The organism is Roseateles sp. GW821-FHT09B06, from assembly GCF_059418245.1.
In genome coordinates this window covers 14,412-38,094 of the sequence record NZ_JBWKPM010000030.1, presented here as the reverse complement: position 1 = coordinate 38,094, position 23,683 = coordinate 14,412, and the positions used below count along the sequence as shown (strand labels likewise).

Sequence of the window (23,683 nt, the reverse complement as noted above, 5' to 3'; positions counted from 1 at the left end):
GACCGCCATGCTGGACGGCCGCCGCTTCGATGCGGTGATCTTCGACATGGACGGCCTGCTGCTCGATTCCGAGCGACCGATCCGCGACGCCTGGCTGGCGCTGTCGGAGCTCGGCGAGGCCGACTATCTGCGCACCGTCGGCCGCAACCGCCCCGACAGCCTGGCGGTGCTGGCCGAGCGCTTCGGCTCGCTGGCCGCGGCCGAGGCCATGTACGAGAAGGTCGACGCCCATCTGGCGGCGCGGTTCGTCGGCCGCGCCTTCGCGCTGATGCCCGGCGCCCTCGCCCTGCTGCAGGACCTGCAAGGCCGCGGCGTGCCGTTGGCCGTGGCCTCGTCGACGCGGCATGCCAAGGTGATCGAGCGCCTCACGGCGGCCGGCATCGTCGGCTTCTTCGGCCCGATCCATGGCGGCGACCAGGTGGCGCGCGGCAAGCCGCACCCCGACCTGTTCGAGCTGGCCGCCGCCAGCCTTGGCATCCATCCTGCTAAGGCCCTGGTGTTCGAGGATTCCAGCCATGGCGCGCGCGGCGCGCTGACGGCCGGCGCCGGCGTGGTGCTGGTGCCCGACCTGAAGGCGCCCGATCCCGAGATCGCGCCGCAATGCCTGGTGCTGCAGTCCCTGGACGAGGCCTTGGCTCATCTAGATCACTGGTTCTGACCATGCACATTCACATCCTCGGCATCTGCGGCACCTTCATGGGCGGCCTGGCCGCGCTGGCCCGCGAGGCCGGCCACAAGGTGACCGGTTGCGATGCCAATGTCTACCCGCCGATGTCCACCCAGCTGGAGCAGCTGGGCATAACCCTGATCCAGGGATTCGGTGCCGAGCAACTGGAACTGAAGCCCGATCTGTTCGTGATCGGCAATGTCGTGACGCGCTCCAGCGAGGGTCGCTTCCCGCTGATGGAGGCCATCCTCGACGCCGGCCTGCCCTACACCAGCGGCCCGCAGTGGCTGGCCGAGAACGTGCTGCAGGGCCGCCATGTGCTGGCCGTGGCCGGCACCCATGGCAAGACCACGACCACCTCGATGCTGGCCTGGATCCTGGAACAGGCCGGTCTGAAGCCCGGCTTCCTGGTCGGCGGCGTGCCGCAGAACTTCGGCGTCTCGGCGCGCCTCGGGGAAGGCAAGGCCTTCGTCATCGAGGCCGACGAGTACGACACCGCCTTCTTCGACAAGCGCAGCAAGTTCGTGCATTACCGGCCGCGCACCGCGATCCTGAACAACCTCGAGCACGACCACGCCGACATCTTCCCGGACCTGGCCGCGATCGAGACCCAGTTCCACCACCTCGTTCGCACCGTGCCGCCCTCGGGCCGGCTGGTGGTGAATGCGCGCGAGGAGGCGCTGCAGCGCGTGCTGGCCAAGGGCTGCTGGAGCGAGCTGCAGCGCTTCGGCGCACGCAAGGAGGAGCCCGGCGCCCTGCGCGCGCGCGGCGAGCCCCAGGCCTTCGACGTGCTGCGCGGCGCCCTGAAGGTGGCCCGCGTCGAATGGGCGCTGCTGGGCGAGCACAACCAGCTCAACGCGCTGGCCGCGATGGCCGCGGCCGAGCATCTGGGGGTGACGCCCGAACGGTCGGCCGCGGCGCTGGCCACGTTCAAGAACGTGCGCCGCCGCCTCGAGCTGCGCGGCGAGGCCGCCGGCGTCAAGGTCTACGACGACTTCGCCCACCACCCGACGGCGATGCGCACGACGGTCAACGGCCTGCGCCGCAAGATCGCGCCGGCCGAACGCATCCTGGCCGTCTTCGAGCCGCGCTCCAACACGATGAAGCTGGGCACGATGAAGGCCCAACTGCCCTGGGCGTTGGAGGAGGCCGACCTGTCCTTCTGCAACCAGGCCGGCCTCACCTGGGACGCCAGGGAGGCCCTGCTGCCGATGGGCGCGCAGGCCCAGGTGCACGAGGGCGTGGAGGCGCTGGTGGCCGCGGTCGTCAAGGCCGCCCGGCCGGGCGACCATGTGCTGTGCATGAGCAACGGCGGCTTCGGCGGCATCCACGAGAAGCTGCTGGCCGCGCTCGCGGCCCGCGGCTGAGGGCCTGCCTCAGCCGAACACCGTGTCGCTCTCGGCGTGGCTGCTGCCGATGAACAGGCGCAGCAGCGGGCCTTCGGCGTCATGCTCCCAGATGCGCGCCTGGATGATGAACTGGCGCCCGCCGATGCGCAGCGCGTCGCCGGCCAGCGGCGCCACGCCATGACCGGCCCAGAACTTCGGCACGGCGATCTGCGAGCGCCGCAACCAGGCCTGGTCGTCGACGGAGAAGGACAGCGTGATGCGCAGGTTCTGCTGAGAGTCCATGGCGGGGCGCTCCAAGGGGCTGGATGACGGGAGACCGAATCTAGCGCAGAAGCGCCGGTGCGGCGACCCTGCCCTTGCCGCTACGATGCGCGCACCACAGCCCTAGCGCCACCATGCCGACTCCCCCGCTGCCCGAAGACGACGCCCCGGCCCTGCACGACAGGAGCTTTCTCGTGATGCTGATCCTGGTCAGCCTCGCCTTCGGTTGGATCCTGCTGCCCTTCTACGGCGCGGTGCTGTGGGGCACGGCCATGGCCATCGTGTTCGCGCCGCTGAACCGCCGCCTGCTGGGCCTGCTGGGCCAGCGGCGCACGCCGGCGGCCCTGGCCACCATCGTCATCATCCTGCTGCTGGTGATCCTGCCGCTGACCCTGGTGGCGGCCTCCCTGCTGCAGGAGGGCACGGCGCTGTACACGCGCGTCAAGTCGGGCGAGTTCAGCTTCAGCGTCTATGTGCAGCAGATCTACGCCGCCCTGCCCGGCTGGCTGACCCAGCTGCTGGACCGCGTGGGGCTGGGCAACCTGCCGTTGCTGCAGCAGAAGCTGGTGGTGGCCCTGAACCAGGGCAGCCAGGTGCTGGCGGGCAAGGTGCTGGGCTTCGGCCAGGACACCTTCGATTTCCTGGTGGGCTTCTTCATCAGCCTCTACCTGATGTTCTTCCTGCTGCGCGACGGCGAGGCGCTGGCCCATCGCATCCGCGACGCGCTGCCGCTGCATGGCCGCTACAAGCGCGAGCTGGGCGAGAAGTTCGCCACCGTGATCCGCGCCACGGTCAAGGGCAATATCGCCGTGGCCGCGCTGCAGGGCGCCCTGGGCGGCCTGGCCTTCTGGTTCCTGGGCGTGCATGCACCGGTGCTGTGGGCCGTGCTGATGGCCTTTCTGTCGCTGCTGCCGGCGGTGGGCGCGGGCCTGGTGTGGCTGCCGGTGGCGTTGTACTTCCTGGCCACCGGCGCCGTCTGGGCCGGCATCGGGCTGATCGCCTATGGCGTGCTGGTGATCGGCCTGGTGGACAACCTGCTGCGCCCGCTGCTGGTGGGCAAGGACACCAAGATGCCCGACTATGTGGTGCTGATCTCCACCCTGGGCGGCATGGCCATCTTCGGCCTGAACGGCTTCGTGATCGGCCCGCTGATCGCCGCGATGTTCATGGCCGTCTGGGGCATCGTCGCGCTGGAGCGGCGCGACGGCCGGCCGCTGCCCGGGCCGAACGGCGGCCCACCGAACGCACGGCGGCCGCGGCGGCGCAAGCCGCGCGCGCCGGCCGAGTAGGCGCTGCCAGGTTCTCCAAGAAAAAAAGCCGGCGCAGGCGCCGGCTTTTTCGTTGCCACGGCCGCAGGCCTCAGCTGCGCTGCATCGTCGCGCGCAGCGCCTCGGTCAGCGTCGTCAGGCTTTCGGCCAGATGAGCGCGGGTCTCGACCGACTGGCCGCCCTTGCCCGCCGCGGCGCGCAGCTCGCCCTGCAGCTGGGTGGCGTTGTAGCGCAGCAGGCTCAGCGCGTCGGGCGGCAGGGCCGCCGAGCCGCGGGTCAGCAGGGTCTGCAGGCGCTTCAGATGCTCGCGCTGCAGATTGCGGCGCAGGCGGTCGATCTCGGCGCCGCTCCTGAGCTCGCTCCACACCGAGCCCTGCAGGGTGGCATAGACCTCGTTCAGCGAGATCAGGCCCTTGCGCTGCGTCGGCTCCACATAGCCCGGCAGGTCCAGCATGCGGGTGGCCGTGTTGGGGCTCAGCAGGCGGTCCAGCGCCACCAGCTGCACGCGCGCCACGGTGGCCGGCAGGTTCAGCGGGCCGCCGCGCTCCCACTCGTTGTAGTCCAGGGTCAGCGTCGACAGCAGCTCGGGCTTGAAGCGGAAGCTCGATTCGCTGAACAGGCCGCTGGCCAGGAACTGCAGGGCCTCGCGCTGCTTGGCGGGCTCGACCGGCTTGAAGCTCGGGCGGCCGGTGGTGCCGGGCAGGTCGCGCACGGCATGCATGCCGCCGACATACTTGCCCACCAGCTCGGCCGCGCGGTAGAGCTGGTTGAAGCCGGCCAGCAGGGCGCGGCGCTGGCGCAGCGGATCGTCGCCGACCTGGGGCTTGCGCTCCTGCACGCGGGCCCACAGCTCCTGCGAGAGCTTCAGGCGCTTCTTGTAATAGGCCAGCGGGTCGTCGCCCAGGTCGAAGCGGTTCGCCAGCGGGTCCATGCCGTCATAGGGGCCGAAGCCGCCGGCATCGGCGTCGTCGGCATAGGCCAGCGCCGGCTCGGTGCTGCGCGCGGCGATCCTGGCCAGTTCGGCCTTCTCCTGCTCCGGCGCGATCGGCTTGTAGGCGTACTCGATCGCCCAGTAGTCGTAGGCGCCCAGCGTGGTGTTGTTGAAGTTGGCCTGCGGCTCGCCCTTCAGCGCCAGGTTGTAGGCGTTGTAGTCCATCACCGAGCCGGAGATGCCCTTGCTGTCGGTGAAGGCCTTGTCCTTCAGCTGTTCGCGGCTGATCGTGGTGGAGGCCTTGAAGTTGTGCTTCAGGCCCAGCGTGTGGCCCACCTCGTGCATGATGGTGTCCTTGATCACCGCCCGCACGAAGGCCTCGGCCTCGGGGCTGTCGGGCGCGATGTCGCCGCGCGCTTCCAGCAGGTCGAGCGCGAAGAACATCTCGGCGGCGGCCTCGTGCGCGTAGTTGCAGAAGGCCTCGGCGGCGGGCTTGCCGTTCTTCCAGGAGGCGGTCAGCTGCGCCAGGCGCTGCTCGCTCGACATGCCGACGTCCTCGACGATCATGCGACGCGAGCCGCGCGCGAACACGTCGCTCATGCCGATGTCGGCATCCAGGATCTCGCCGCTGCGCGGATCCTTGTGGCTGGGGCCGATCGCAAAGCCCACGTCGGCGCCGACGAACCAGCGGATCGACGCGTGGCCGGCGTCCATATTGTCCCAGTCGGCGTCGTCGGGCTGCTGCTTGGCGAGCACGGCGTTCTTGAAGCCGATCTTCTCGAAGGCCTTGTTCCACTCCAGGATGCCGGCCTCCACCGCGCCGCGGTATTTGACCGGGATGTTCTTGTCCATCCAGTAGGTGATGGGCTTGACCGGCTCGGACAGGCTGGCCGCCGGGTCCTGCTTCTCCAGGCGCCAGCGGTTGATGTAATGCAGGCGCGGATTGGCCTTCAGGTCGCCGCCCAGATCGGTGAAGGACTCGGCGAAATGGCCCAGGCGCGGATCGGCATGGCGCACCGCCATCGGCGCCTCGGGCAGGGCCGCGAAGCTGTAGACGAAGCTGACGAACAGGCTGCGCGGATCGGGCGTGGCCTGCGGCGGCGTCGGCACGGGCATCGGCGGCGGGGTCAGCGGCGGCGCCGGGATGCGCGGCGTGGCGTAGTGCAGGCGCGCGGTCAGGGTCGAGAGCTGGGCGTCGGCACGCGCGGCCTCGAAGTAGGAGTTGGCCTTGTCGACCGCGAAGGGCAGGCGGTAGGCCAGCTCCAGGCGCGTGGAATAGCCGGCGATGTCGGCCAGCAGGAAGCCGGCGTCCACCAGCACGGACTTGCGCTCCGGATGCTCGGCGCTGGCCACCGGGCTGGCGCCCAGCAGGCTGGGCGAGAAGGCCTGCTCGATGGCGCGCTTCGACCCGGTGTCGGCCACGGCGCGGAACTTGGTGTTCAGCGCGATCAGCTGCACCTGGTTGCCGACCTTGCGGAACTCGACCATGTCGCTGTCGTTCATCTGGCTGGCATACAGGCCGCGCTCGCCGACCGCATTGGCCACGTTGATCGTGAACAGGAAGGGCTTGCCCAGCATCTCCTTCGGGATCTCGATCCAGGTCTTTTCGTCCTTGCGCCAGACCGGGAACAGGCCGTCGTCCACCTTGGCGCCCTTGGTCACGTCGGCAAAGGGCTTGGGGGCCGTCGGGTCCGCGGGCGGCTTGGCGGCGGCACCCGGCACCGAGGCCGGCGCCGAGGCTCCGGCGGCAGGCGCGCTGGCCGCGGCGGCGGGAGCGGGGGCCGGCTTGGCGCTGTCGGTGGTGGCGCAACCGCTCAGCAGCACGATGGCGGCGGCGGCCACCAGGGTCAGACCGGATTTGTCGACAGGACTCATGCAGACACTCTTTGTATTCACGCCGGCGCGGGCCTGTGGGCCCGCCCTTGCCGGCAAGGTTGGTAAATGAGGCTGGCAACTGTCTCCTGCGCCCGGGCCGGCGTCAATGCGGCACAACGCCAGCGACGGCCCGAAAACCGCGGCCCGTCGCACGGTCGGCGCGCGCTGTTCGCACACACCGGTCGCCGGCGTTTGCGCAAAGACGCCCAGCGGACAGTCCGCCCGCGGCGATCTCGCTAGACTGCGCCGCCATGCCTGCCGCCACCCATCTGCTCTATCTGCACGGCTTCCGCTCCTCGCCGCGTTCGGCCAAGGCCCAGCGCATGGCCCGCTGGGCGGCGCAGCAGCGGCCGGACCTGGTCTTTGCCTGCCCGCAGCTGCCGCCCTCGCCGGCCGAGGCCGTCGCCCAGGCCGAACACCTGGTGGCCGGCTGGCCGCGCGCGACCATGGCGCTGATGGGCAGCTCGCTGGGCGGCTTCTATGCCACCGTGCTGGCCGAGCGCCTCGGCTGCCCGGCGGTGCTGCTGAACCCGGCGGTGGATCCCGCGCGCGACCTGGCGAACTACCTGGGCGAGCAGAGCTGCTGGCAAGACCCCAGCCAGCACTTCTACTTCAAGCCCGAGTTCGTCGACGAGCTGCGCGCCCTCGCGCCCGGCACCCTGAGCCGGCCCGAGCGTTATCTGGCCGTGATCGCCAAGGGCGACGAACTGCTGGACTGGCGCGAGATGCGGGCGCGCTATGCCGACTGCCGCATCAAGCTGCTGGAAGGCAGCGACCATGGCCTGTCCGATTTCGACGATTACCTCCACGAACTGACCGACTTCCTCCAGCTATGAGCCAACGTCTTTCCAACAAGGTCTGCATCATCACCGGCGCCGCCCAGGGCATCGGCCTGGCCACCGCGCTGAAGTTCGCGCGCGAGGGCGCGATCGTCGTCGCCTGCGACATCAAGCCGGCGGCCGTCGACGCGGCCGTCACCCAATGCCATGCGCTGGGCGCCGAGACCCTGGGCCTCGCGCTGGACGTGACGCAGCGCGAGCAGGTCGACGCGGTCGTCGCCGCGGTCAAGGCCAGGTACGGCCGCATCGACGTGCTGGTCAACAACGCCGGCATCACCAAGGACGCGCGCCTGCAGAAGATGAGCCTGGCGCAGTTCGACGCGGTGATCGACGTCAATCTGCGCGGCGTCTTCCACTGCGCCCAGGCGGTGGCCGACCAGATGACGGCGCAAGGCGCGGGCGTGATCCTGAACGCCAGCTCGGTGGTGGGCATCTACGGCAACTTCGGCCAGACCAACTACGCCGCCAGCAAGTTCGGCGTGATCGGCTTCACCAAGACCTGGGCCCGCGAGCTGGGCCCCAAGGGCGTGCGCGTCAACGCGGTGGCGCCGGGCTTCATCGAGACGCCGATCCTCGCCACCATCCCCGACAAGGTGATCGAGCAGATGCAGGCCCATGTGCCGCTGAAGCGCCTGGGCCGTCCCGAGGAAATCGCCAATGTCTATGCCTTCCTGGCCAGCGACGAGGCCAGCTATGTCAACGGCGCGGTGCTGGAGGTGTCGGGCGGGATGACGGTCTGATCGGACGCGCTCCTTGCCTGCTCACAGCGATCTCGCGAACAGACGCGACTCTTCGTGAAGCAGGTGCAGGGCCTGCGCACCGCCAGGGTCGTCAAGCTCAGCGATCTCGAGACCCGCGCTGAGACAGGCGGTGAAGCCGGCGAAGAACGCCAAGCGCATCTCGCGCCGCTCGATCACCGGCCCGGCATTGGCGAACGCAGTGTGCTCAAAATCTTCCCAGCGGGATTGGATGGTTTGCATCGCGGCAACTCCTGAGCGGGTTGGCGGGCGAAGTCGTGTCCGTGGTCTGCCCGGGTACCGGCCTTGCATTCCTTGCCTGCATCCGGAAGCACGGCCTCACGCTGCCGGCGCCCTGCCTGCACATGGGCGCCGCCGGATGAGAGCCCGACGCAGGCGCTCAAGCCGCACCCGACTCTACTCCTACTCGACAACGGTCCTAGGCCTGCTCCAGCGGCGTGTCATAACTTCCCTGGCATGCGGCGCCATTCAGGCGTGCGCGCTTGAGCAGGGCTTCCTGGGCCGCACGCAGGTTGGCGGCCTGTCCGCGCCAGGCCTGCAGCGGCGGCTCCTGCAGCGCGCGCCCGTACGAAAAGCTCAGCAGCCATGGCTGGGGGCCGAGGCGATTCAGCGCGTCCAGGTGTTCGCTCGCCTGCTCGGGAGTCTGCCCGCCGGAGAGGAAGAACACGCCGGGCACGGCAGCGGGCACCGTGCGTTGCAGCACTTGCAGCGTCGCCTTCGCCACCTCGGCGCAACTTGCCCGTGCCGGGTGCTGCTTGCCGGGCAGCACCATGCTGGGCTTGAGCAGCATCTGCTCGAGCGCCACCCGGTGGCGGCGCAGCGCGTGGAACACCTCATGCAGCACGGCTTCGCTCACTTCGGCGCAGCGCGCCAGCGTATGGTCGCCGTCCATCAGCACCTCGGGCTCCACGATCGGCACGACGCCGGCCTCCTGGCAGATGGCGGCGTAGCGCGCCAGGGATTCGGCGTTCGCCTCCAGCGCGGCGCGGCCCGGCAGTTGGTCGCTGACGTTGTAGACCGCACGCCATTTGGCGAAGCGCGCCCCCTGCTGCCGGTAGCCGTCCAGCCGCAGGGCCAGACCGTCGAGGCCATGCGTGATCTCGTCGCCGGGCGACAGCGCGAGCGGCCCCTTGCCGGCGTCGACCTTGATGCCGGGCACGATGCCCTGCTGCCTTGCCAGTTCGGGCATCGGCGTGCCGTCGTCGGCGCGCTGGCCGAGCGTCTCTTCATGGAGGATCACGCCGCTGATGAACCGGCCCAGGCCCGCGGTCGACAGCAGCAGGCCGCGCCAGGCGCGCCGCGCCGGCTCACTGGACTCGACGCCGAAGGCCGCGAATCGCTTGGCTATCGTCGGCCCGCTCTCGTCGGCCGCGAGCAATCCCTTGCCGGCTTGCACCAGCGCCCGGACGGTGCGCTGCAGTTCTTCGTCTTGCGCGCCCATCGCCGGCTCCGCCCATGCGCTCAGTGGAGCGATGGCCGGCAGAAATGGCCATGCTGGGCCGAGCCCATCAGCGCCCGGAACTGCGCGCGCGACATCACCAGCAGGCGCGTGTGGTCGCCGCCTTCCATATAGACGCTGTCGTTGTCCTCGAGCTCATCGTCGACGATGGTCTCCAAGCCCCAGGCCATGCCGACCGGCGGAATGGCACCGCGCTCGCAATCGTCGAACAAGGTCGCGATGCGCTCCTCCTTGGCCAGCCGAAGATCCCGGCGGCCGAGCATGTCCGCCAGTTCGTCGACGATCACGTCCTTGTCGGCCGGCACGACCGCCATCACGCAGCCCATGTCGTCCTCCAGAATCACCGATTTGGCCAGCTGATGCGGCGCCACGCGCGCGCTGCGGGCGGTTTCCGCGCTGCTATGGCTGTGGTCGTGGGTGCTGACCTCGTAGCGCGCGCCCTGCTGGTCCAGATAGCTTCTCAGGCGGGTGGGAATCGACACGACGACCTCCATGTGCGAAGCGGGAGTCCCACCAGCGTACGCCCGCCCTCGGGGTGCCGGCAACACATCGCCCCAAGGCGAGCGGGGGTTCGACGCCACCCGACTCGATGACCGGCCTTCACCCACAATGACCATGCGCAGCCGATGGAATTCGGGTGCCCGCCGGGTGGGGTCAAGCCCTCCTCTGCCGGAAACCTCGAAGCCAAGGCCGGTGCTGCGGCCGTGTACCGGATCCGAGATGAGGCCGCGGGCGCGGCGCGGCCGGCCCAGGTCCTCGCCGGCGCCTCCAGCCTTGAGCGAAGTGGCTCGGCTCAGTCCGTCAGAAACCGACCGGCTCGCGGGAGGAGGCGCTCTCTATCTTGGGTCAGGTAGCTGACAGAACTGTGAAACTGGCGGGCCGCGGCGGGCCGGCCATCTTCGCGTTCTCCCGGATTCCACAGCGGATGGGCCTATTTCGGCTGGAATGCGGGATCGCCCATCTGCCAGAGGAAGAAGCTCCAGACATCGGCCAGTTCGTCCAGCGCCTGCTTGGTGCCGGCCCCCATGCCATGGCCGCCGTCGAAGTCCACGCGCAGGATGGTCGGCCTGAGCTTCCAGGAGCCCGGGTTGGCGGCCTGCAGCCGCGCGGCCAGCTTGCCCGGCATCCAGGCGTCGACCCGCGGGTCGTTGGCGCCGGTGGTGACGATCACCGCCGGATAGGGCTTGCCGTCCTGCACGCGGTGATAGGGGCTCAGCGCATGCATGGCCCTGAAGTGATCGGGCTTGGTGACGGTGCCGAACTCCGCCACATTGGGCGCGCCGTTGGGCGTCAGCTCCATGCGCAGCATGTCGGAGATGCCCACCGCGCTCTGCGCCGCCGCGAACAGCTCGGGCCGCTGGGTGATGGCGCCGCCGATCGTGATGCCGCCCGCGCTGCCGCCGGTGCCGGCGAGCGTGGTGGGCGAGGCATAGCCATTGGCCTGCAGCCATTCGGCGCAGGCGATGAAGTCCGCGACCGTGTTCTGCTTGGTCAGGATATAGCCGCCGCGGTGCCATTCGTCGCCCAGCTCGCCGCCGCCGCGCACATGGCAGACCGCGCTGACGCCGCCGCGCTCCAGCCAGGCCATGCGGGTGGCCGAGAAGCGCGGCTCCATCACGACGCCGTAGGCGCCGTAGCCGGACAGGATGGTGGGGCGCCGGCCGTCGCGCGGCGCTCCCTTGGCCACGACGATGGACAGCGGCACCCGCACCCCACCCTGCCCCGCCACCAGCACGCGCCGCGCCTGCAGGCCCGAGGTGTCCAGCGCCAGCGGCTTCTGCAGCGAACTGGGCCGTGCCGCCTGCTCCGGCCTGAGAGGGTTCAGCACCAGGGTCTGGGCCGGCTGGGTCCAGCCCTCCATGCGCAGCAGCAGCTCGCCCCCGGGCAGCGGCTCGATTTCGCGCAAGGTGCCCTCGAAGGGCAGCTCGACCTGGGCGGCCGCGCCCGCCGCCGGCATGCGCCAGAGCCGGCTGACCCCGCCGTCCAGGGCCTTCAGGTAGACGCTGCCGTCCTGGGCCGGCTGCAGGGCCTGCAGCACCATCTCGCCGGCCGGCAGGGCGACCGTCGGCCGAGCGCGCGGCCGCTTCAGGTCCAGGCTCAGCAGCTCGCGGCGCGAGGCCCGGCGCTGGCTGATCGCATAGAGCTTGTCGCCGGCCAGCACCGCCTGCGTGACCTTGTCCTGCGGCCCGACGATGCGGCGCCAGGGTGCCGCGCCCTCCTTGCCCGCCGTCAGCCGCGCCAGCGGCGCCACCCAGTAGCTGCGTTCGGCGGCATCGCCGTGCAGCACCTCGGCCAGCGCCCAGTCGGAGCCGCGCTGCAGATGCACATAGGGAATGTCGGGTTCGGCAAAGGGGCGCTGCTTGGCCACGCCCCAGCCGAACAGCGGCCGGTCCTGGGCCTCGGGCTGGCCGAGCCGGTGCAGGAAGACGGCGCTCCTCAGATAGCGCTGGTCGACCGGATTGCGGTTGTAGAAAAAGCCCGAGCCGTCCGGCAGCCAGGCCACGCCGCCCTCGTTGAGCCCGGTCTGCGGGATGGCCTCGGCCAGCAGCTTGCCGCTGGCGACCTCCAGCACGCGCAGCACGCTGTCCTCCGAGCCGCCCTTGGACAGGCCCAGGGCCAGATGGCGGCCGTCGCGCGAGACGCTGAACCAGTCGATCGCATGGCTGCCCGGCTGGCCCGGCAGGTTCTCGGGATCCAGCAGCTGGCGCTCGGCGCCCTCCAGGCCCTCGCGCATCCAGAGCCGGAACTGGTTCTGTCCGGGCGCCCGGCGCAGGTAGTAGATGGCGCCGCCGGCCGCGCTGAAGCCCGCGCTGACCTCGCCGGCATCCAGCAGCTGGCCCAGGCGTTCGCGCAGCGCCGCGCGGCCGGGCAGGCGCGCCAGCACCTCGCCCGCATAGTGGGCCTGGGTCATCAGCCAGGTCTGGAACTCGGTGGACTTCATGTCCTCCATCCAGCGGTAGTCATCCACCACGGTACTGCCGTGGTAGGCATCGCTGACCGGCTTCTTGGGCGTGGCGGGATAGGGCTGGGCCAGGGCCAGACCGGGGATCAGCAGGGCAAGAGCGAATGCGCGCATGGTGGACGGAACAGCCGGGAAGCGGACCATCTTAGAGCCCCCCCAAGCATCGGCGACAATCCCTCCCATGTTTGCCCTGTTCGATGAAGCCGGAAAGTTCCTCGCCGGCCGCGTGATGTCCGAAGCCGAAAGCTCGCTGCAGATCGAGCTGGAGTCCGGCAAGCGCGTCAAAGTGAAGGCGGCCAATGTGCTGCTCAAGTTCGACAAGCCCGCGCCCGCCGAGCTGATCGCCGAAGCTCAGCGCCTGGCGCAGGAGATCGACCTGGACCTGGCCTGGGAGTTCGCCCCCGAGACCGAGTTCGGCTTCGCCGACCTGGCCCGCGACTATTTCGACGCCAAGGCCGGCCTCGCGCACCAGGCCGCCGCGCTGTTCCGCCTGTTCGAGGCGCCGCACTATTTCCGCCGCGCCGGCAAGGGCCAGTTCAAGAAGGCGCCGGAGGAGATCGTCAAGGCCGCCCTGCTGGGCATCGAGCGCAAGCGCCAGCAGGCGCTGCAGATCGAGGCCTGGGCGGACGAGCTGGCCGCGGGCCTTTGCCCGGCCCCGATCAAGGAGCAGATCTACAAGATCCTGTTCAAGCCCGACAAGAACGGTCCCGAGTACAAGGCCGTGGTCGAGGCCACCAAGCGCGCGCACAAGGCGCCGCTGGAACTGCTGCAGGGCGCCGGCGCGATCGGCAGCCCCTACCAGTTCCACTGGAAGCGCTTCCTGTTCGAGAACTTCCCCAAGGGCACCGGCTTCCCGGCACTCACCGCGCCCGAGATCAAGGACGAGCTGCCGCTCAGTCCGGTGGCCGCCTTCTCGATCGACGACTCGGCCACCACCGAGATCGACGATGCGTTGTCGGTGCAGGGCCTGGGCACGGGCAGCGTGGTGTTCGGCGTGCATATCGCGGCGCCGGGCCTGGCTTTTGCGCCGGATTCGGCGGTCGACAAGGTCGCCCGCGAGCGCTACTCCACCGTCTACATGCCCGGCTGGAAGCTGACCATGCTGCCGGACGAGGTGGTGCAGACCTACACGCTGATCGAGGGCCGCGACTGCCCGGCCGTGTCGATCTATTTCACCTTGGACGAGGCCACCCTGGAGATCAAGGGCAGCGAGACCAAGCTGGAGCGCGTGCCGATCAAGGCCAATCTGCGCCACGACAAGCTGGACGCGGTGATCACCGAGGCCTCGCTGACCGGCCAGGCCCCGGCCGACTACGAGTTCGCCGCCGAGCTGGCCTTCTGCCACCGCCTGGCCAAGGACCTGAAGGCCAAGCGCGAGCTGGTGCGCGGCAAGCCCGAAACCTTCAACCGCCCGGACTACAACTTCCGCCTCGACAGCGGCGGCCTGCACGAGCCGGACGGCAGCGAGCAGGTCGGCATCACGACGCGCCAGCGCGGCTCGGCGCTGGACCTGATCGTGGCCGAGGCGATGATCCTGGCCAACTCGACCTGGGGCGGCTGGCTGGCCGAGCTGGGCCTGCCCGGCATCTACCGCAGCCAGGCCAGCCTGGCGCCCGGCGTCAAGGTCAGGATGGGCACCAAGGCCCAGCCCCATGCCGGCATGGGCGTGGCGCAGTACACCTGGGCCACCTCGCCGCTGCGCCGCTATGTGGACCTGGTCAACCAGTGGCAGATCATCGCCTGCGCGCGCCATGGCCGCACGGCGGCGCTGGTGGCGCCCTTTAGACCTAAGGACGCGCAGCTGTTCTCGATCATCTCGGGATTCGATGCCGCCTACAGCGCCTACAACGGCTTCCAGAATGGCATCGAGCGCTTCTGGACCCTGCGTTATCTGCAGCAGCAGGGCATCACCGAGCTGGACGCCGCGGTGATGAAGGACGGCCTGGTGCGCGCCGACGCGCTGCCGCTGGTGTTCAAGGCGCTGGGCTGCGAAAGCCTGCCGCGCGGCGCCCATGTGCGGGTGCGCATCACCGGCATCGACGAGATGACCCTGGACCTGCATGCCAGCCTGGCCGCGCGCCTGGATGATCAGCCGGCGGCCGGGGTCGCCGAGGAGGCCGAGGACGAGGAGGAGGAGCCGACCGGCGCGCTCACCCTGGCCATCGACCTGGCGCCCGAGGGCGAGCCCGCCGCCACCGAGACGCCGCAGAACTGACGATGCTGGGCCGGCTCTCCACGCTGCAGATCGCGCTGCTCGCCTCGCTGGGCCTGCACGGCGGCCTGTTGACCCTGCGCGTGGCCAATCCGGAAGGCTTCAACCGCCTGTTCCGCGACACGCCGCTGGAGGTGGTGCTGGTCAACACCAAGGGCAACGAGCGCCCGACCAAGGCCCAGGCGCTGGCCCAGGTCAATCTGGCCGGCGGCGGCGAGGCCGAGGCCGGCCGCGCCACCTCGCCGCTGCCGCCGGCACGCCAGGTCGAGCAGGGCGACCAGGCCGAGTACCAGCGCGCCCATATCGCCCAGCTGCATGAGCAGCAGCAGCAGTTGCTGGCCCAGGTGCGGCGCGCGCTGGCCCTGCTGCCGCCGCCCGACCCGCGGCGCGACCAGGGCACACCCGAGGCCATCGAGCAGACCGAGAAGCGCCGCCGCCTGGTGGACCTGATGGCCGAGATCGAGAAGCGCGTCAACGAGGAGAACGCGCGCCCGAAGAAGCGCTACATCAGCCCCGCGACGCGCGAGGTGGTCTATGCCCAGTACTACGACCAGCTGCGCCGCCGCATCGAGGCGCGCGGCACGCGCGACTTTCCCGAATACAAGGGCCGCAAGCTCTATGGCGAGCTGACCCTGAACATCCATGTCGATCACCGCGGCCGGGTCGTCGAGACCGATGTCGTGGCCGGCTCCGGCAATGCCATCCTGGACCGGCGCGCCATCGCGATCGTGCGTGCCGCCGGCCCCTTCGGCCCCTTCAGCGCCGCGATGCGCCAGGGCGCCGAGGTGCTGGTGATCACCTCGCGCTTCCGCTTCACCCGAGACGACGGCCTGGAAACCAGCCTGTCCGCCCAGCCATGACCCAGCCTCAAGCCCATGGTCCCGATGTCTATGTGATCGCCGGCAACCCGGTGGCCCACAGCCGCTCGCCCGACATCCACGCGATGTTCGCGGCGCAGACCGGCGAGGCCCTGGTCTACGAGCGCCTGCTGTGCCCGCTGGACGCCTTCGAGCCCACGCTGCGTGCCTTCGCCGCCCAGGGCGGGCGCGGTTGCAACGTCACCGTGCCCTTCAAGTTCGAGGCCCATGCACTGGCGCGGCGCCACTCCGCGCGCGCGCGCCTGGCCGGTGCCTGCAATGTGCTGCGCTTCGACACGGCCGACGACTGGTACGGCGACAACAGCGACGGCGTGGGCCTGGCGCGCGACATCGAACGCTGCCGGCCGCTGCAGGGCCGGCGCCTGCTGCTGCTGGGTGCCGGCGGCGCCGCGGCCGGCGTGCTGGGCAGCCTGATCGAAGGCCGCCCGGCCGAGATCACCGTGGCCAACCGCAGCGTCGACAAGGCCCAGGCCCTGGTGGCCGGCCATGCGGACTGCGCGGCCGCGCATGGCGTGCGCCTGCGCGCCTGCACGCTGGACGGCACCGGCGACGGCTTCGACATCCTGGTCAACGGCACCAGCGCCAGCATGGCCGGCGCCGGCGTGCCGGTGCCGCCGGCCGTGCTGGAGCCCGGGGCGCTGGCGCTGGACATGATGTACGGTCCGGCCGCCCAAGGCTTCCTGGACTGGGCCGCGGCCCATGGCTTCGAGGGCCGCGACGGTCTCGGCATGCTGGTGGAGCAGGCGGCCGAGGCCTTCCATATATGGCGAGGCGTGCGCCCGGACAGCGCGCCGGTGCTGGCGGCGCTGCGCGCCCGGATCGAGAAGAAGCCATGATCGGCAAACTGGCGCGCCTGCTGGCCCTGCTGCTGCTGGGCCTGGTGGCGCTGCAGCTCTATTTCGCGGGTCGCATCGCGCTGATGAATCTGCTGGCGCCGCAGTCCACCACCTTCCAGCGCTCGGAAATCTGGCGCCTGGCCACGGAAAAGGGCCGGGTGGCCTGGAGCCAGCAATGGGTGGACGAGGAGCGCCTGTCCAAGCACCTGCAGCGCGCGGTGATCGCCAGCGAGGACGCCGCCTTCGCCGACCATGGCGGCGTGGACTGGGAGGCGATCGAGAAGGCCTGGGAGAAGAACCAGAAGGCCGAGGCACGCGCCGAGAAGCAGGCCTCCCACCTGCGGCCGGGGCGCGCGGCGCCGGTGGCCAAGATCGTCGGCGGCTCGACCATCACCCAGCAGCTGGCCAAGAACCTGTTCCTCTCCGGCGAGCGCAACCTGCTGCGCAAGGGCCAGGAATTCGCGCTGACCTTCATGCTGGAGGCGCTGCTGGACAAGCGGCGCATCCTGGAGATCTATCTGAACCATGTCGAATGGGGCGAGGGCCTGTTCGGCGCCCAGGCGGCGGCGCGCCATTATTTCCGCATCGACGCCGCGCGCCTGTCGCCCGGCCAGGCGGCCCGCCTGGCGGTGATGCTGCCGGCGCCCAAGCGCTTCGAGAAGCGCCCGGCCTCGGCCTATGTGCTGTCGCGCGCCGGCACCATCGAGGCCCGCATGGGGGCGGTGGAACTGCCCTGAAGCCATGGAACACGACGAGCTGAGCCTGGAAATCGCCGCCGCCGCCGCCCGCATCGTGGTGGAGGAAGGCATGGAGTACGGTCCGGCCAAGCAGCGCGCGCTGAAGAGCCTGGGCCTGCCCAAGCGCACCGCCCTGCCGGACAACGAGTTGCTGGAGGAGCAGGTGCGCGAGTACCTGGCGATCTTCTGCGCCGACACCCAGCCGGCCGAACTGGCGGCGCTGCGCGCGCTGGCCGCGCTGTGGATGGAGCGCCTGGCCGAGTTCCGCCCGCATCTGACCGGCGCGGTCTGGCGCGGCACCGCGACCCGGCTCTCGCCCATCCATCTGCAGCTCTACTGCGACGACAGCAAGGCCGCCGAGATCGCCCTGCTGAACTGGCGGGTCGACTACGAAGTGGGCAGCGCCCCCGGGCCGCGCGGCCAGCAGGTGGACCAGTTGCTGCTGGCCGTTCCCTGCCGCGAGCTGGGCGAGACGGTGACCCTGGCCCTGACCATTCTGGATCATGACGACCTGCGCGGCGCCCTGAAGCCGGACACGCGCGGGCGCAGCGAACGCGGCGACCTGGCCGCATTGCGGCGGCTGATCGCCGAACAAGAAGGAGAGCCGTCTTGAAACGACGCCAACTGATGCTCGGCGCTGCCGGCCTGGCCGCGGCGGCCGCGGGCGCCGGCCTGGCCTGGCGCCACGGCCGACCGGCGCAGCCCAGCGCGCCGTCGGCGGCTGCCCGGGCCTTCTGGTCGGCCGGCTTCGAACGCCCGGAGGGCGGTCCGCTGGACCTGGCGGCACTGCGCGGCCGCCCCCTGCTGCTGAACTTCTGGGCCACCTGGTGCGCGCCCTGCGTCAAGGAAATGCCCGAGCTGGACCAGTTCGGACGCGAACATCCGGGCTGGGCCGTGCTGGGCCTGGCGATCGACGGCGCCGCCCCGGTCCGCGAATTCCTGAGGAAGCTGCCGGTCGGTTTCACCATCGGCATGGCCGGCCTGACCGGCACCGAGCTGCTGCGCACACTCGGCAACCTGCAGGGCGGCCTGCCCTTCAGCGTCGCCTTCGATGCCTCTGGCGAGCCCTTCTGGCGCAAGCTGGGGCCGACGAACCTGACCGAATTGCGGGAACTGGCACGCAGCCAGGCCTGAGCCCGCCGGCCCGCGCCGCAAAATCCAGCACCCGCGATGCGTCGCGGGTCAAGCGATAAATTTTCGACGACCGGCTTCGATCAGGCCCTAAAAAGCGTAAAGTCCAGCCTTTATCGCTTCTAGTGTCCAGGCTCTAACGCTACGGGCGCGCTGCCGATGCAGATTCTTGTCATTCACGGACCCAACCTCAATCTCCTGGGAACTCGGGAGCCCGGGGTCTACGGCTCGAAAACTTTGCCTCAGATCGATGCTGATCTGTTGAAGATCGCAGCCGAAGCCGGAATCACTTTGGAATCCTTCCAGAGCAACCACGAAGGTGCCCTGGTCGACCGCATCCAGGCCGCGGGCCGCGACGGCTGTCGCTTCATCATCATCAATCCGGCTGCCTACACGCATACCAGCGTGGCCATGCGCGATGCGCTGGCGGCGGTTGCCTTGCCCTTTGTCGAAGTCCATCTGTCGAATATCCACAAGCGCGAGGCATTCCGGCACCACAGTTTCTTCTCCGAGCTCGCCGACGGCGTGATCTGCGGACTGGGTGCCCAGGGCTATCAACTGGCCCTGCAATACGCCATCGCCAAGCTGGGCAGCCGGGCCTGAACCCCCGACCGGGCTCCCGTGGAAGCCGGTACTGGAACAACACAACAACCCATTCCGTTGGAGAACTTTCATCATGGATCTGCGCAAGCTCAAGACCCTGATCGACCTGGTGTCCGAGTCGAACATTTCCGAACTTGAAATCACCGAGGCCGACGGCAAGGTGCGCATCGTCAAGTCCGACGGAACGACCGGCGTGCCGATGATGGCCATGCCGGCCATGGCGCCGGCCGCCCCGGTGGCCGCCGCCCCGGTGGCCGCGCCCGCCGCCGCGCCCGCCCCGGCCGCCGAAACCGGCCATCTGGTGAAGTCGCCGATGGTGGGCACCTTCTACCGCGCCTCCAGCCCGAACGCCAAGGCCTTCGCCGAGGTGGGCCAGCAGATCAAGGAAGGCGAAGCGATCTGCATCATCGAGGCGATGAAGATCATGAACGAGATCGAGGCCGACAAGACCGGCACCATCACCAAGATCCTGGTCGAGAACGGCCAGCCGGTGGAATTCGGCCAGGCGCTGTTCGTCATCGAATAATGAAACCCACCCCCTACCGGCTTCGCCGGCCCCCTCAAGGGGGCGCTGTCGGCGGCCCGGCAAAGCCGGTTCCACGACAGCCGCTGGAAGGGCTCTCTTGCCGCGTTGCGCCTTGCGCGCTGAGCAACTGCCATGTTTAAGAAAATCCTGATCGCCAATCGGGGCGAGATCGCCCTGCGCATCCAGCGGGCCTGCCGCGAACTGGGTGTCAAGTCGGTCGTCGTCTACTCCGAGGCCGACCGCGACGCCAAATATGTCAAGCTGGCCGACGAGGCCGTCTGCATCGGCCCGGCGCCCTCGGCCCAGAGCTACCTCAGCATGCCGGCCATCATCGCCACCGCCGAGGTGACCGATGCCGAGGCCATCCACCCCGGCTACGGCTTCCTCAGCGAGAACGCCGACTTCGCCGAGCGCGTCGAGCGCAGCGGCTTTGTCTTCATCGGCCCGACGCCCGAGAACATCCGCATGATGGGCGACAAGGTCTCGGCCAAGCAGGCGATGATCCGCGCCGGCGTGCCCTGCGTGCCCGGCTCGGAGGGCGCGTTGCCCGACGATCCGAAGGAGATCGTCAAGATCGCCCGCGCGGTCGGCTACCCGGTGATCATCAAGGCGGCCGGCGGCGGCGGCGGACGCGGCATGCGCGTCGTGCACACCGAGGCGGCCCTGGTCAACGCGGTGCAGACCACGAAGACCGAGGCCGGCGCGGCCTTCGGCAATCCGCAGGTCTATATGGAGAAGTTCCTGGAGAACCCGCGCCATGTGGAGATCCAGGTGCTGGCCGACGGCCACAAGAACGCCGTCTGGCTGGGCGAGCGCGACTGCTCGATGCAGCGCCGCCACCAGAAGATCATCGAGGAAGCACCGGCGCCGGGCATCCCGCGCCGCGTGATCGAGAAGATCGGTGATCGCTGCTCGGCGGCCTGCAAGAAGATGGGCTACCGCGGCGCCGGCACCTTCGAGTTCCTCTACGAGAACGGCGAGTTCTACTTCATCGAGATGAACACGCGCGTGCAGGTCGAGCATCCGGTGACCGAGATGGTGACCGGCATCGACATCGTCGCGATGCAGATCCGCATCGCCGCCGGCGAGAAGCTGCCGTTCGCGCAGCGCAATATCGAGATGCGCGGCCATGCGATCGAATGCCGCATCAACGCCGAGGACCCGGTCAAGTTCACGCCCTCGCCCGGCCGCATCACGACCTGGCACGCCCCCGGCGGCCCCGGCGTGCGCGTCGACTCGCATGCCTACACCAACTACTTCGTGCCGCCCAACTACGACTCGATGATCGGCAAGATCATCGTGCACGGCGACACCCGCGAGCAGGCGCTGGCGCGCATGCGCATCGCGCTGTCGGAGACGGTGGTGGAAGGCATCTCGACCAACATCCCGCTGCACCGCGAACTGATGGCCGACGCCAAGTTCATGGAAGGCGGCACCAGCATCCACTATCTCGAGGGTTGGATGCGCGACCACAAGCGATGAGCATGATGTTCGAACTGGTGCTGGTCTGCAGCGAGGAGGCGGTCGAGACCGTCAGCGACGCGTTGATGGAGCTGGACGCGCTGTCGGTCTCGGTGGAGGACGCCGATGCCGACACCGAGGCCGAGCATGCCCTGTTCGGCGAGCCCGGCATGCCGGCGCCCAAGCCCGGCTGGCAGCGCTCGGTCGTCAAGGCCCTGTTCGCCGAGGAGGCCGAGGCCACCGAATGCGTGACCTTGCTGCTGGCGCAGGACTGGGCGGCCGATGTGCATGTACAGGCCATCCAGGCCGTGCCCGAACAGGACTGGGTGCGGCTGACCCAGTCGCAGTTCGCGCCGGTCGAGATCACGCCCGCGTTCTGGATCGTGCCCTCCTGGCACGAGGCACCGGCCCAGGCAACGACCGTCATGCGCCTGGACCCGGGCCTGGCCTTCGGCACCGGCACCCACCCGACCACGCGCATGTGCCTGCGCTGGATCGCCCGCCATCAAGACCTGGCCCCGGGCTGGGACCGCGTGCTGGACTACGGCTGCGGCTCGGGCATCCTGGCGATCGGCGCGGCCCTGCATGGCGCGCAGCAGATCGACGCGGTGGATATCGACCCGGCGGCCGTCACCGCCACGGTGGCAAACGCCGAGGCCAACCAGGTGCCGCAGCGCATCCACGCCGCCCTGCCCGATGCGGCCAAGGGCGAGTACCCGCTGGTGCTGGCCAACATCCTGGCCACGCCGCTGAAGCTGCTGGCGCCGCTGCTGTGTCAACACCTGGCCCCCGGCGCGCACCTGGTGCTGGCCGGCATCCTGGAGCGCCAGGCCGACGAGCTGAAGGCGGCCTACGCGCCCTGGCTGAAGCTGGACGTCAGCGACAGCGAAGAGGGCTGGATCCTGATGACGGCACAGCGCGTCTGAGCATGCAGGACCGATGTCCCATGGCATGATGCCGGCCATGAGCCTCGCCACCCGTTGTACCGCTTGCGGCACCATCTTCCGGGTGGTGCAGGATCAGTTGCGCGTCTCCGAAGGCTGGGTGCGCTGCGGCCGCTGCGCCGAGGTGTTCGACGCCCGCGAGCAGTTGTTCGACATGGACCGCGAGGCTCCGCCGCCCTGGCCCGCGCTACAGACCGAGCAGGCCGAGCCGCTCGCGACCGAGCCCGAGCCGACGATGGCCGCGCCGGCCCATGTCCTCGAGCCTGAGCCCGATCTGGAAGCCGAGCCGGCCGCGCTGCCTCCGGACCTGCCCATGCGCTCTCGCGTGGACGACGGCGACGCGGCAGGTTTCCCCATCAGCGCCCTGCCCGAAGCGCCGTCACGCCGCGAACCCTACTGGTCGGGCGCGGCCGAGCCGGTCGCCGAGCCCTCGGCAGCCCTGCCCGAACTGCGTGCCGACGATGTAACCCTGGCCCCCTCGCTGACGACCCTGCAGCAGGATCGCGGCGCCACGGCCGGCCCCATGGAGCAGGGTCTGATCCCTCCGAGCGAGGCCGCGACGGCCGACGCGCCCCAGGCCAGCTTCCTGCGCCAGGGGCGCCCAGCCCGCAGCCGCTGGAATGGGCCGGGCATGCGCATCGCGCTGGCGCTGGCCGCCGCGCTGCTGCTGGTCGCGCTGCTGCTGCAACTGACCTTTCAGTACCGCAACGCCCTGCTCGCCATCCATCCGCAGAGCCGCCCCCTGTTGCAGTCGTTCTGCGGCCTGGCAGGCTGCACGCTGGAGCCCTGGAAGCGCATCGACGCACTGGAGGTCGAGAGCAGTGGCCTGACGCAGGCCGGCTCCGGCAATCACTACAAGCTCAGCGTGATGCTGCGCAACAAGGCCGCCTATCCGGTGGCACTGCCTTGGGTGGACCTGAGCCTCACCGACGCCAGCGGCGCCCAGGTGGCTCGGCGCATGCTCAAGCCCGCGGAGCTCGCGTCCAGCAAGAGCGCGATCGCCGGGCACAGCGAGGAGCCGCTGCAACTCGTGTTCAGCACCGGCACACAGAAGGTCAGCGGCTACCACGTGGTGATCTTCCACCCCTGAGCCTCGCAGCATCGCGGTACCCGCGACACCCTCGGTCCCATCCGCCCAAAAAAAACCCGGCCGAGGCCGGGTTTTGCTTGGTTCAGGCCGATCAGGCCTGTTCCGTTCAGGGCTTGTTGCCGGTCGGGAAGGGCCAAGCGGCCTGAGGGCTCAGAGCCGTCTTGGCAGCCGGCGCCGATGCAGCAGGCTTCGCAGCGGCAGGGGCAGCGGGAGCAGGGGCAGCCTTCTTGGCAGCCGGCTTCTTCGCAGCCTTCTTGGCAGGCGGCTTGGCAGCAGCGGCAGCCTTCTTGGGAGCAGCGGCCTTCTTGGCAGGCGCAGCCTTCTTGGGAGCAGCGGCCTTCTTCGCCGGTGCAGCCTTCTTGGGAGCAGCGGCCTTCTTGGCCGGTGCAGCCTTCTTGGGAGCAGCCGCCTTCTTGGCCGGTGCAGCCTTCTTGGGAGCAGCCGCCTTCTTCGCCGGTGCAGCCTTCTTAGGAGCAGCCGCCTTCTTCGCCGGTGCTGCCTTCTTGGGAGCAGCCGCCTTCTTCGCCGGTGCTGCCTTCTTGGGAGCAGCCGCCTTCTTCGCCGGAGCGGCCTTCTTGGGAGCAGCCGCCTTCTTGGCCGGAGCGGCCTTCTTCGCGGGAGCCGCCTTCTTGGCCGGAGCGGCCTTCTTCGCGGGAGCGGCCTTCTTGGCCGGAGCCTTCTTTGCAGTTGCCATTTCAGTTCTCCTTGATCAAGTGGAAAGAGCACCGCCCGCGATGGACCGGTCCATCGCATAGCGGTTATTCACCATCCGAGAGTCACCCAGGAGGAGCGCCCCGGTACGGTGAATGGGGTTGCATTCACCTGCCTTGGCTTCTATGGCCGCGGTCAGGGTCATGCGGATCTTGATCTCTCACATACCTGGAAACTGCGCAGCG

24 protein-coding genes are annotated in these 23,683 nt (G+C 69.6%); 16 read left to right on the top strand and 8 right to left on the bottom strand.

The genetic code is table 11. The features are described from left to right. The first annotated feature begins 7 nt into the window (after nt 1-7). Together AC07OQ_RS20550 and mpl are read left to right on the top strand one after the other, a co-directional pair. Complete coding sequence (locus AC07OQ_RS20550) at nt 8-658, top strand: HAD family hydrolase (RefSeq protein WP_495055004.1); 651 nt, start codon at nt 8-10, stop codon at nt 656-658. Between the two features lie 2 nt (nt 659-660). Then, nucleotides 661-2,034: a UDP-N-acetylmuramate:L-alanyl-gamma-D-glutamyl-meso-diaminopimelate ligase gene (gene mpl, locus AC07OQ_RS20545; RefSeq protein WP_495055003.1), complete on the top strand. Its 1,374-nt coding sequence runs from the start codon at nt 661-663 to the stop codon at nt 2,032-2,034. 9 nt (nt 2,035-2,043) lie between these two features. Here the strand turns inward: mpl and AC07OQ_RS20540 are convergent, their stop codons facing one another. Continuing rightward, a complete protein-coding gene (locus AC07OQ_RS20540; protein WP_495055002.1) occupies nt 2,044-2,298 on the bottom strand; it encodes a hypothetical protein in 255 nt (84 codons plus the stop codon). 113 nt (nt 2,299-2,411) lie between these two features. Between AC07OQ_RS20540 and AC07OQ_RS20535 the strand changes: the two genes are divergently transcribed. Beyond that, nucleotides 2,412-3,566 (top strand): AI-2E family transporter, encoded by a 1,155-nt coding sequence (locus AC07OQ_RS20535; RefSeq protein ID WP_495055001.1) that lies wholly within the window; start codon nt 2,412-2,414, stop codon nt 3,564-3,566. Between the two features lie 70 nt (nt 3,567-3,636). On the opposite strand, the gene AC07OQ_RS20530 is transcribed toward AC07OQ_RS20535, so the two are convergent. Continuing rightward, nucleotides 3,637-6,351: a zinc-dependent metalloprotease gene (locus tag AC07OQ_RS20530; RefSeq protein ID WP_495055000.1), complete on the bottom strand. Its 2,715-nt coding sequence runs from the start codon at nt 6,349-6,351 to the stop codon at nt 3,637-3,639. Between the two features lie 251 nt (nt 6,352-6,602). Between AC07OQ_RS20530 and AC07OQ_RS20525 the strand changes: the two genes are divergently transcribed. Continuing rightward, nucleotides 6,603-7,187 carry a YqiA/YcfP family alpha/beta fold hydrolase gene (locus AC07OQ_RS20525; protein ID WP_495054999.1) on the top strand — a complete coding sequence of 195 codons (585 nt, stop codon included), beginning with the start codon at nt 6,603-6,605 and terminating at the stop codon, nt 7,185-7,187. After that, nucleotides 7,184-7,930 (top strand): 3-oxoacyl-ACP reductase FabG, encoded by a 747-nt coding sequence (gene fabG / locus AC07OQ_RS20520; RefSeq protein ID WP_495054998.1) that lies wholly within the window; start codon nt 7,184-7,186, stop codon nt 7,928-7,930. Before AC07OQ_RS20525 ends, fabG begins: the two co-directional genes overlap by 4 nt. A 21-nt stretch (nt 7,931-7,951) precedes the next feature. On the opposite strand, the gene AC07OQ_RS20515 is transcribed toward fabG, so the two are convergent. The 4 genes from AC07OQ_RS20515 to AC07OQ_RS20500 form a co-directional block, all read right to left on the bottom strand. Next, nucleotides 7,952-8,170, bottom strand: a complete 219-nt coding sequence (locus tag AC07OQ_RS20515; protein WP_495054997.1) for a hypothetical protein — start codon at nt 8,168-8,170, stop codon at nt 7,952-7,954. A 196-nt stretch (nt 8,171-8,366) separates the two neighbouring features. Next, complete coding sequence (locus tag AC07OQ_RS20510) at nt 8,367-9,389, bottom strand: class I fructose-bisphosphate aldolase (protein WP_495054996.1); 1,023 nt, start codon at nt 9,387-9,389, stop codon at nt 8,367-8,369. Between the two features lie 20 nt (nt 9,390-9,409). After that, nucleotides 9,410-9,889 (bottom strand): aminoacyl-tRNA deacylase, encoded by a 480-nt coding sequence (locus tag AC07OQ_RS20505; RefSeq protein WP_495054995.1) that lies wholly within the window; start codon nt 9,887-9,889, stop codon nt 9,410-9,412. Nucleotides 9,890-10,338: 449 nt separating this feature from the next. Continuing rightward, complete coding sequence (locus AC07OQ_RS20500; protein WP_495054994.1) at nt 10,339-12,483, bottom strand: prolyl oligopeptidase family serine peptidase; 2,145 nt, start codon at nt 12,481-12,483, stop codon at nt 10,339-10,341. A 67-nt stretch (nt 12,484-12,550) separates the two neighbouring features. On the opposite strand from AC07OQ_RS20500, the gene AC07OQ_RS20495 reads away from it, so the two are divergent. From AC07OQ_RS20495 to AC07OQ_RS20445, 11 genes are all read left to right on the top strand, one after another. After that, entirely contained in the window at nt 12,551-14,584 is a 2,034-nt protein-coding gene (locus AC07OQ_RS20495) for a ribonuclease catalytic domain-containing protein (protein WP_495054993.1), read from the top strand. Between the two features lie 2 nt (nt 14,585-14,586). Beyond that, nucleotides 14,587-15,441, top strand: a complete 855-nt coding sequence (locus AC07OQ_RS20490) for an energy transducer TonB (RefSeq protein ID WP_495054992.1) — start codon at nt 14,587-14,589, stop codon at nt 15,439-15,441. Continuing rightward, entirely contained in the window at nt 15,438-16,295 is an 858-nt protein-coding gene (gene aroE / locus AC07OQ_RS20485) for a shikimate dehydrogenase (protein ID WP_495054991.1), read from the top strand. Before AC07OQ_RS20490 ends, aroE begins: the two co-directional genes overlap by 4 nt. Beyond that, nucleotides 16,295-17,032: a transglycosylase domain-containing protein gene (locus AC07OQ_RS20480; RefSeq protein ID WP_495055016.1), complete on the top strand. Its 738-nt coding sequence runs from the start codon at nt 16,295-16,297 to the stop codon at nt 17,030-17,032. Before aroE ends, AC07OQ_RS20480 begins: the two co-directional genes overlap by 1 nt. A 4-nt stretch (nt 17,033-17,036) precedes the next feature. After that, nucleotides 17,037-17,645, top strand: a complete 609-nt coding sequence (locus tag AC07OQ_RS20475) for a hypothetical protein (RefSeq protein WP_495054990.1) — start codon at nt 17,037-17,039, stop codon at nt 17,643-17,645. Further along, the gene (locus tag AC07OQ_RS20470) at nt 17,642-18,166 is read left to right on the top strand and encodes a TlpA family protein disulfide reductase (RefSeq protein WP_495054989.1); all 525 of its coding nucleotides are present in this window, start codon (nt 17,642-17,644) and stop codon (nt 18,164-18,166) included. Before AC07OQ_RS20475 ends, AC07OQ_RS20470 begins: the two co-directional genes overlap by 4 nt. Before the next feature lie 156 nt (nt 18,167-18,322). Beyond that, the gene (gene aroQ, locus AC07OQ_RS20465) at nt 18,323-18,766 is read left to right on the top strand and encodes a type II 3-dehydroquinate dehydratase (RefSeq protein WP_495054988.1); all 444 of its coding nucleotides are present in this window, start codon (nt 18,323-18,325) and stop codon (nt 18,764-18,766) included. Between the two features lie 73 nt (nt 18,767-18,839). Further along, complete coding sequence (gene accB, locus AC07OQ_RS20460; RefSeq protein ID WP_495054987.1) at nt 18,840-19,292, top strand: acetyl-CoA carboxylase biotin carboxyl carrier protein; 453 nt, start codon at nt 18,840-18,842, stop codon at nt 19,290-19,292. A gap of 132 nt (nt 19,293-19,424) precedes the next feature. After that, nucleotides 19,425-20,774 carry an acetyl-CoA carboxylase biotin carboxylase subunit gene (gene accC, locus AC07OQ_RS20455; protein WP_495054986.1) on the top strand — a complete coding sequence of 450 codons (1,350 nt, stop codon included), beginning with the start codon at nt 19,425-19,427 and terminating at the stop codon, nt 20,772-20,774. A gap of 5 nt (nt 20,775-20,779) precedes the next feature. Then, complete coding sequence (gene prmA / locus AC07OQ_RS20450) at nt 20,780-21,679, top strand: 50S ribosomal protein L11 methyltransferase (RefSeq protein ID WP_495055015.1); 900 nt, start codon at nt 20,780-20,782, stop codon at nt 21,677-21,679. 37 nt (nt 21,680-21,716) lie between these two features. Then, nucleotides 21,717-22,787 carry a zinc-ribbon and DUF3426 domain-containing protein gene (locus tag AC07OQ_RS20445; protein ID WP_495054985.1) on the top strand — a complete coding sequence of 357 codons (1,071 nt, stop codon included), beginning with the start codon at nt 21,717-21,719 and terminating at the stop codon, nt 22,785-22,787. A 106-nt stretch (nt 22,788-22,893) separates the two neighbouring features. On the opposite strand, the gene AC07OQ_RS20440 is transcribed toward AC07OQ_RS20445, so the two are convergent. Next, nucleotides 22,894-23,481 carry a histone gene (locus AC07OQ_RS20440; protein WP_495054984.1) on the bottom strand — a complete coding sequence of 196 codons (588 nt, stop codon included), beginning with the start codon at nt 23,479-23,481 and terminating at the stop codon, nt 22,894-22,896. 15 nt (nt 23,482-23,496) lie between these two features. Then, nucleotides 23,497-23,643 (bottom strand): hypothetical protein, encoded by a 147-nt coding sequence (locus AC07OQ_RS20435; RefSeq protein WP_495054983.1) that lies wholly within the window; start codon nt 23,641-23,643, stop codon nt 23,497-23,499. Nucleotides 23,644-23,683: the final 40 nt, after the last annotated feature.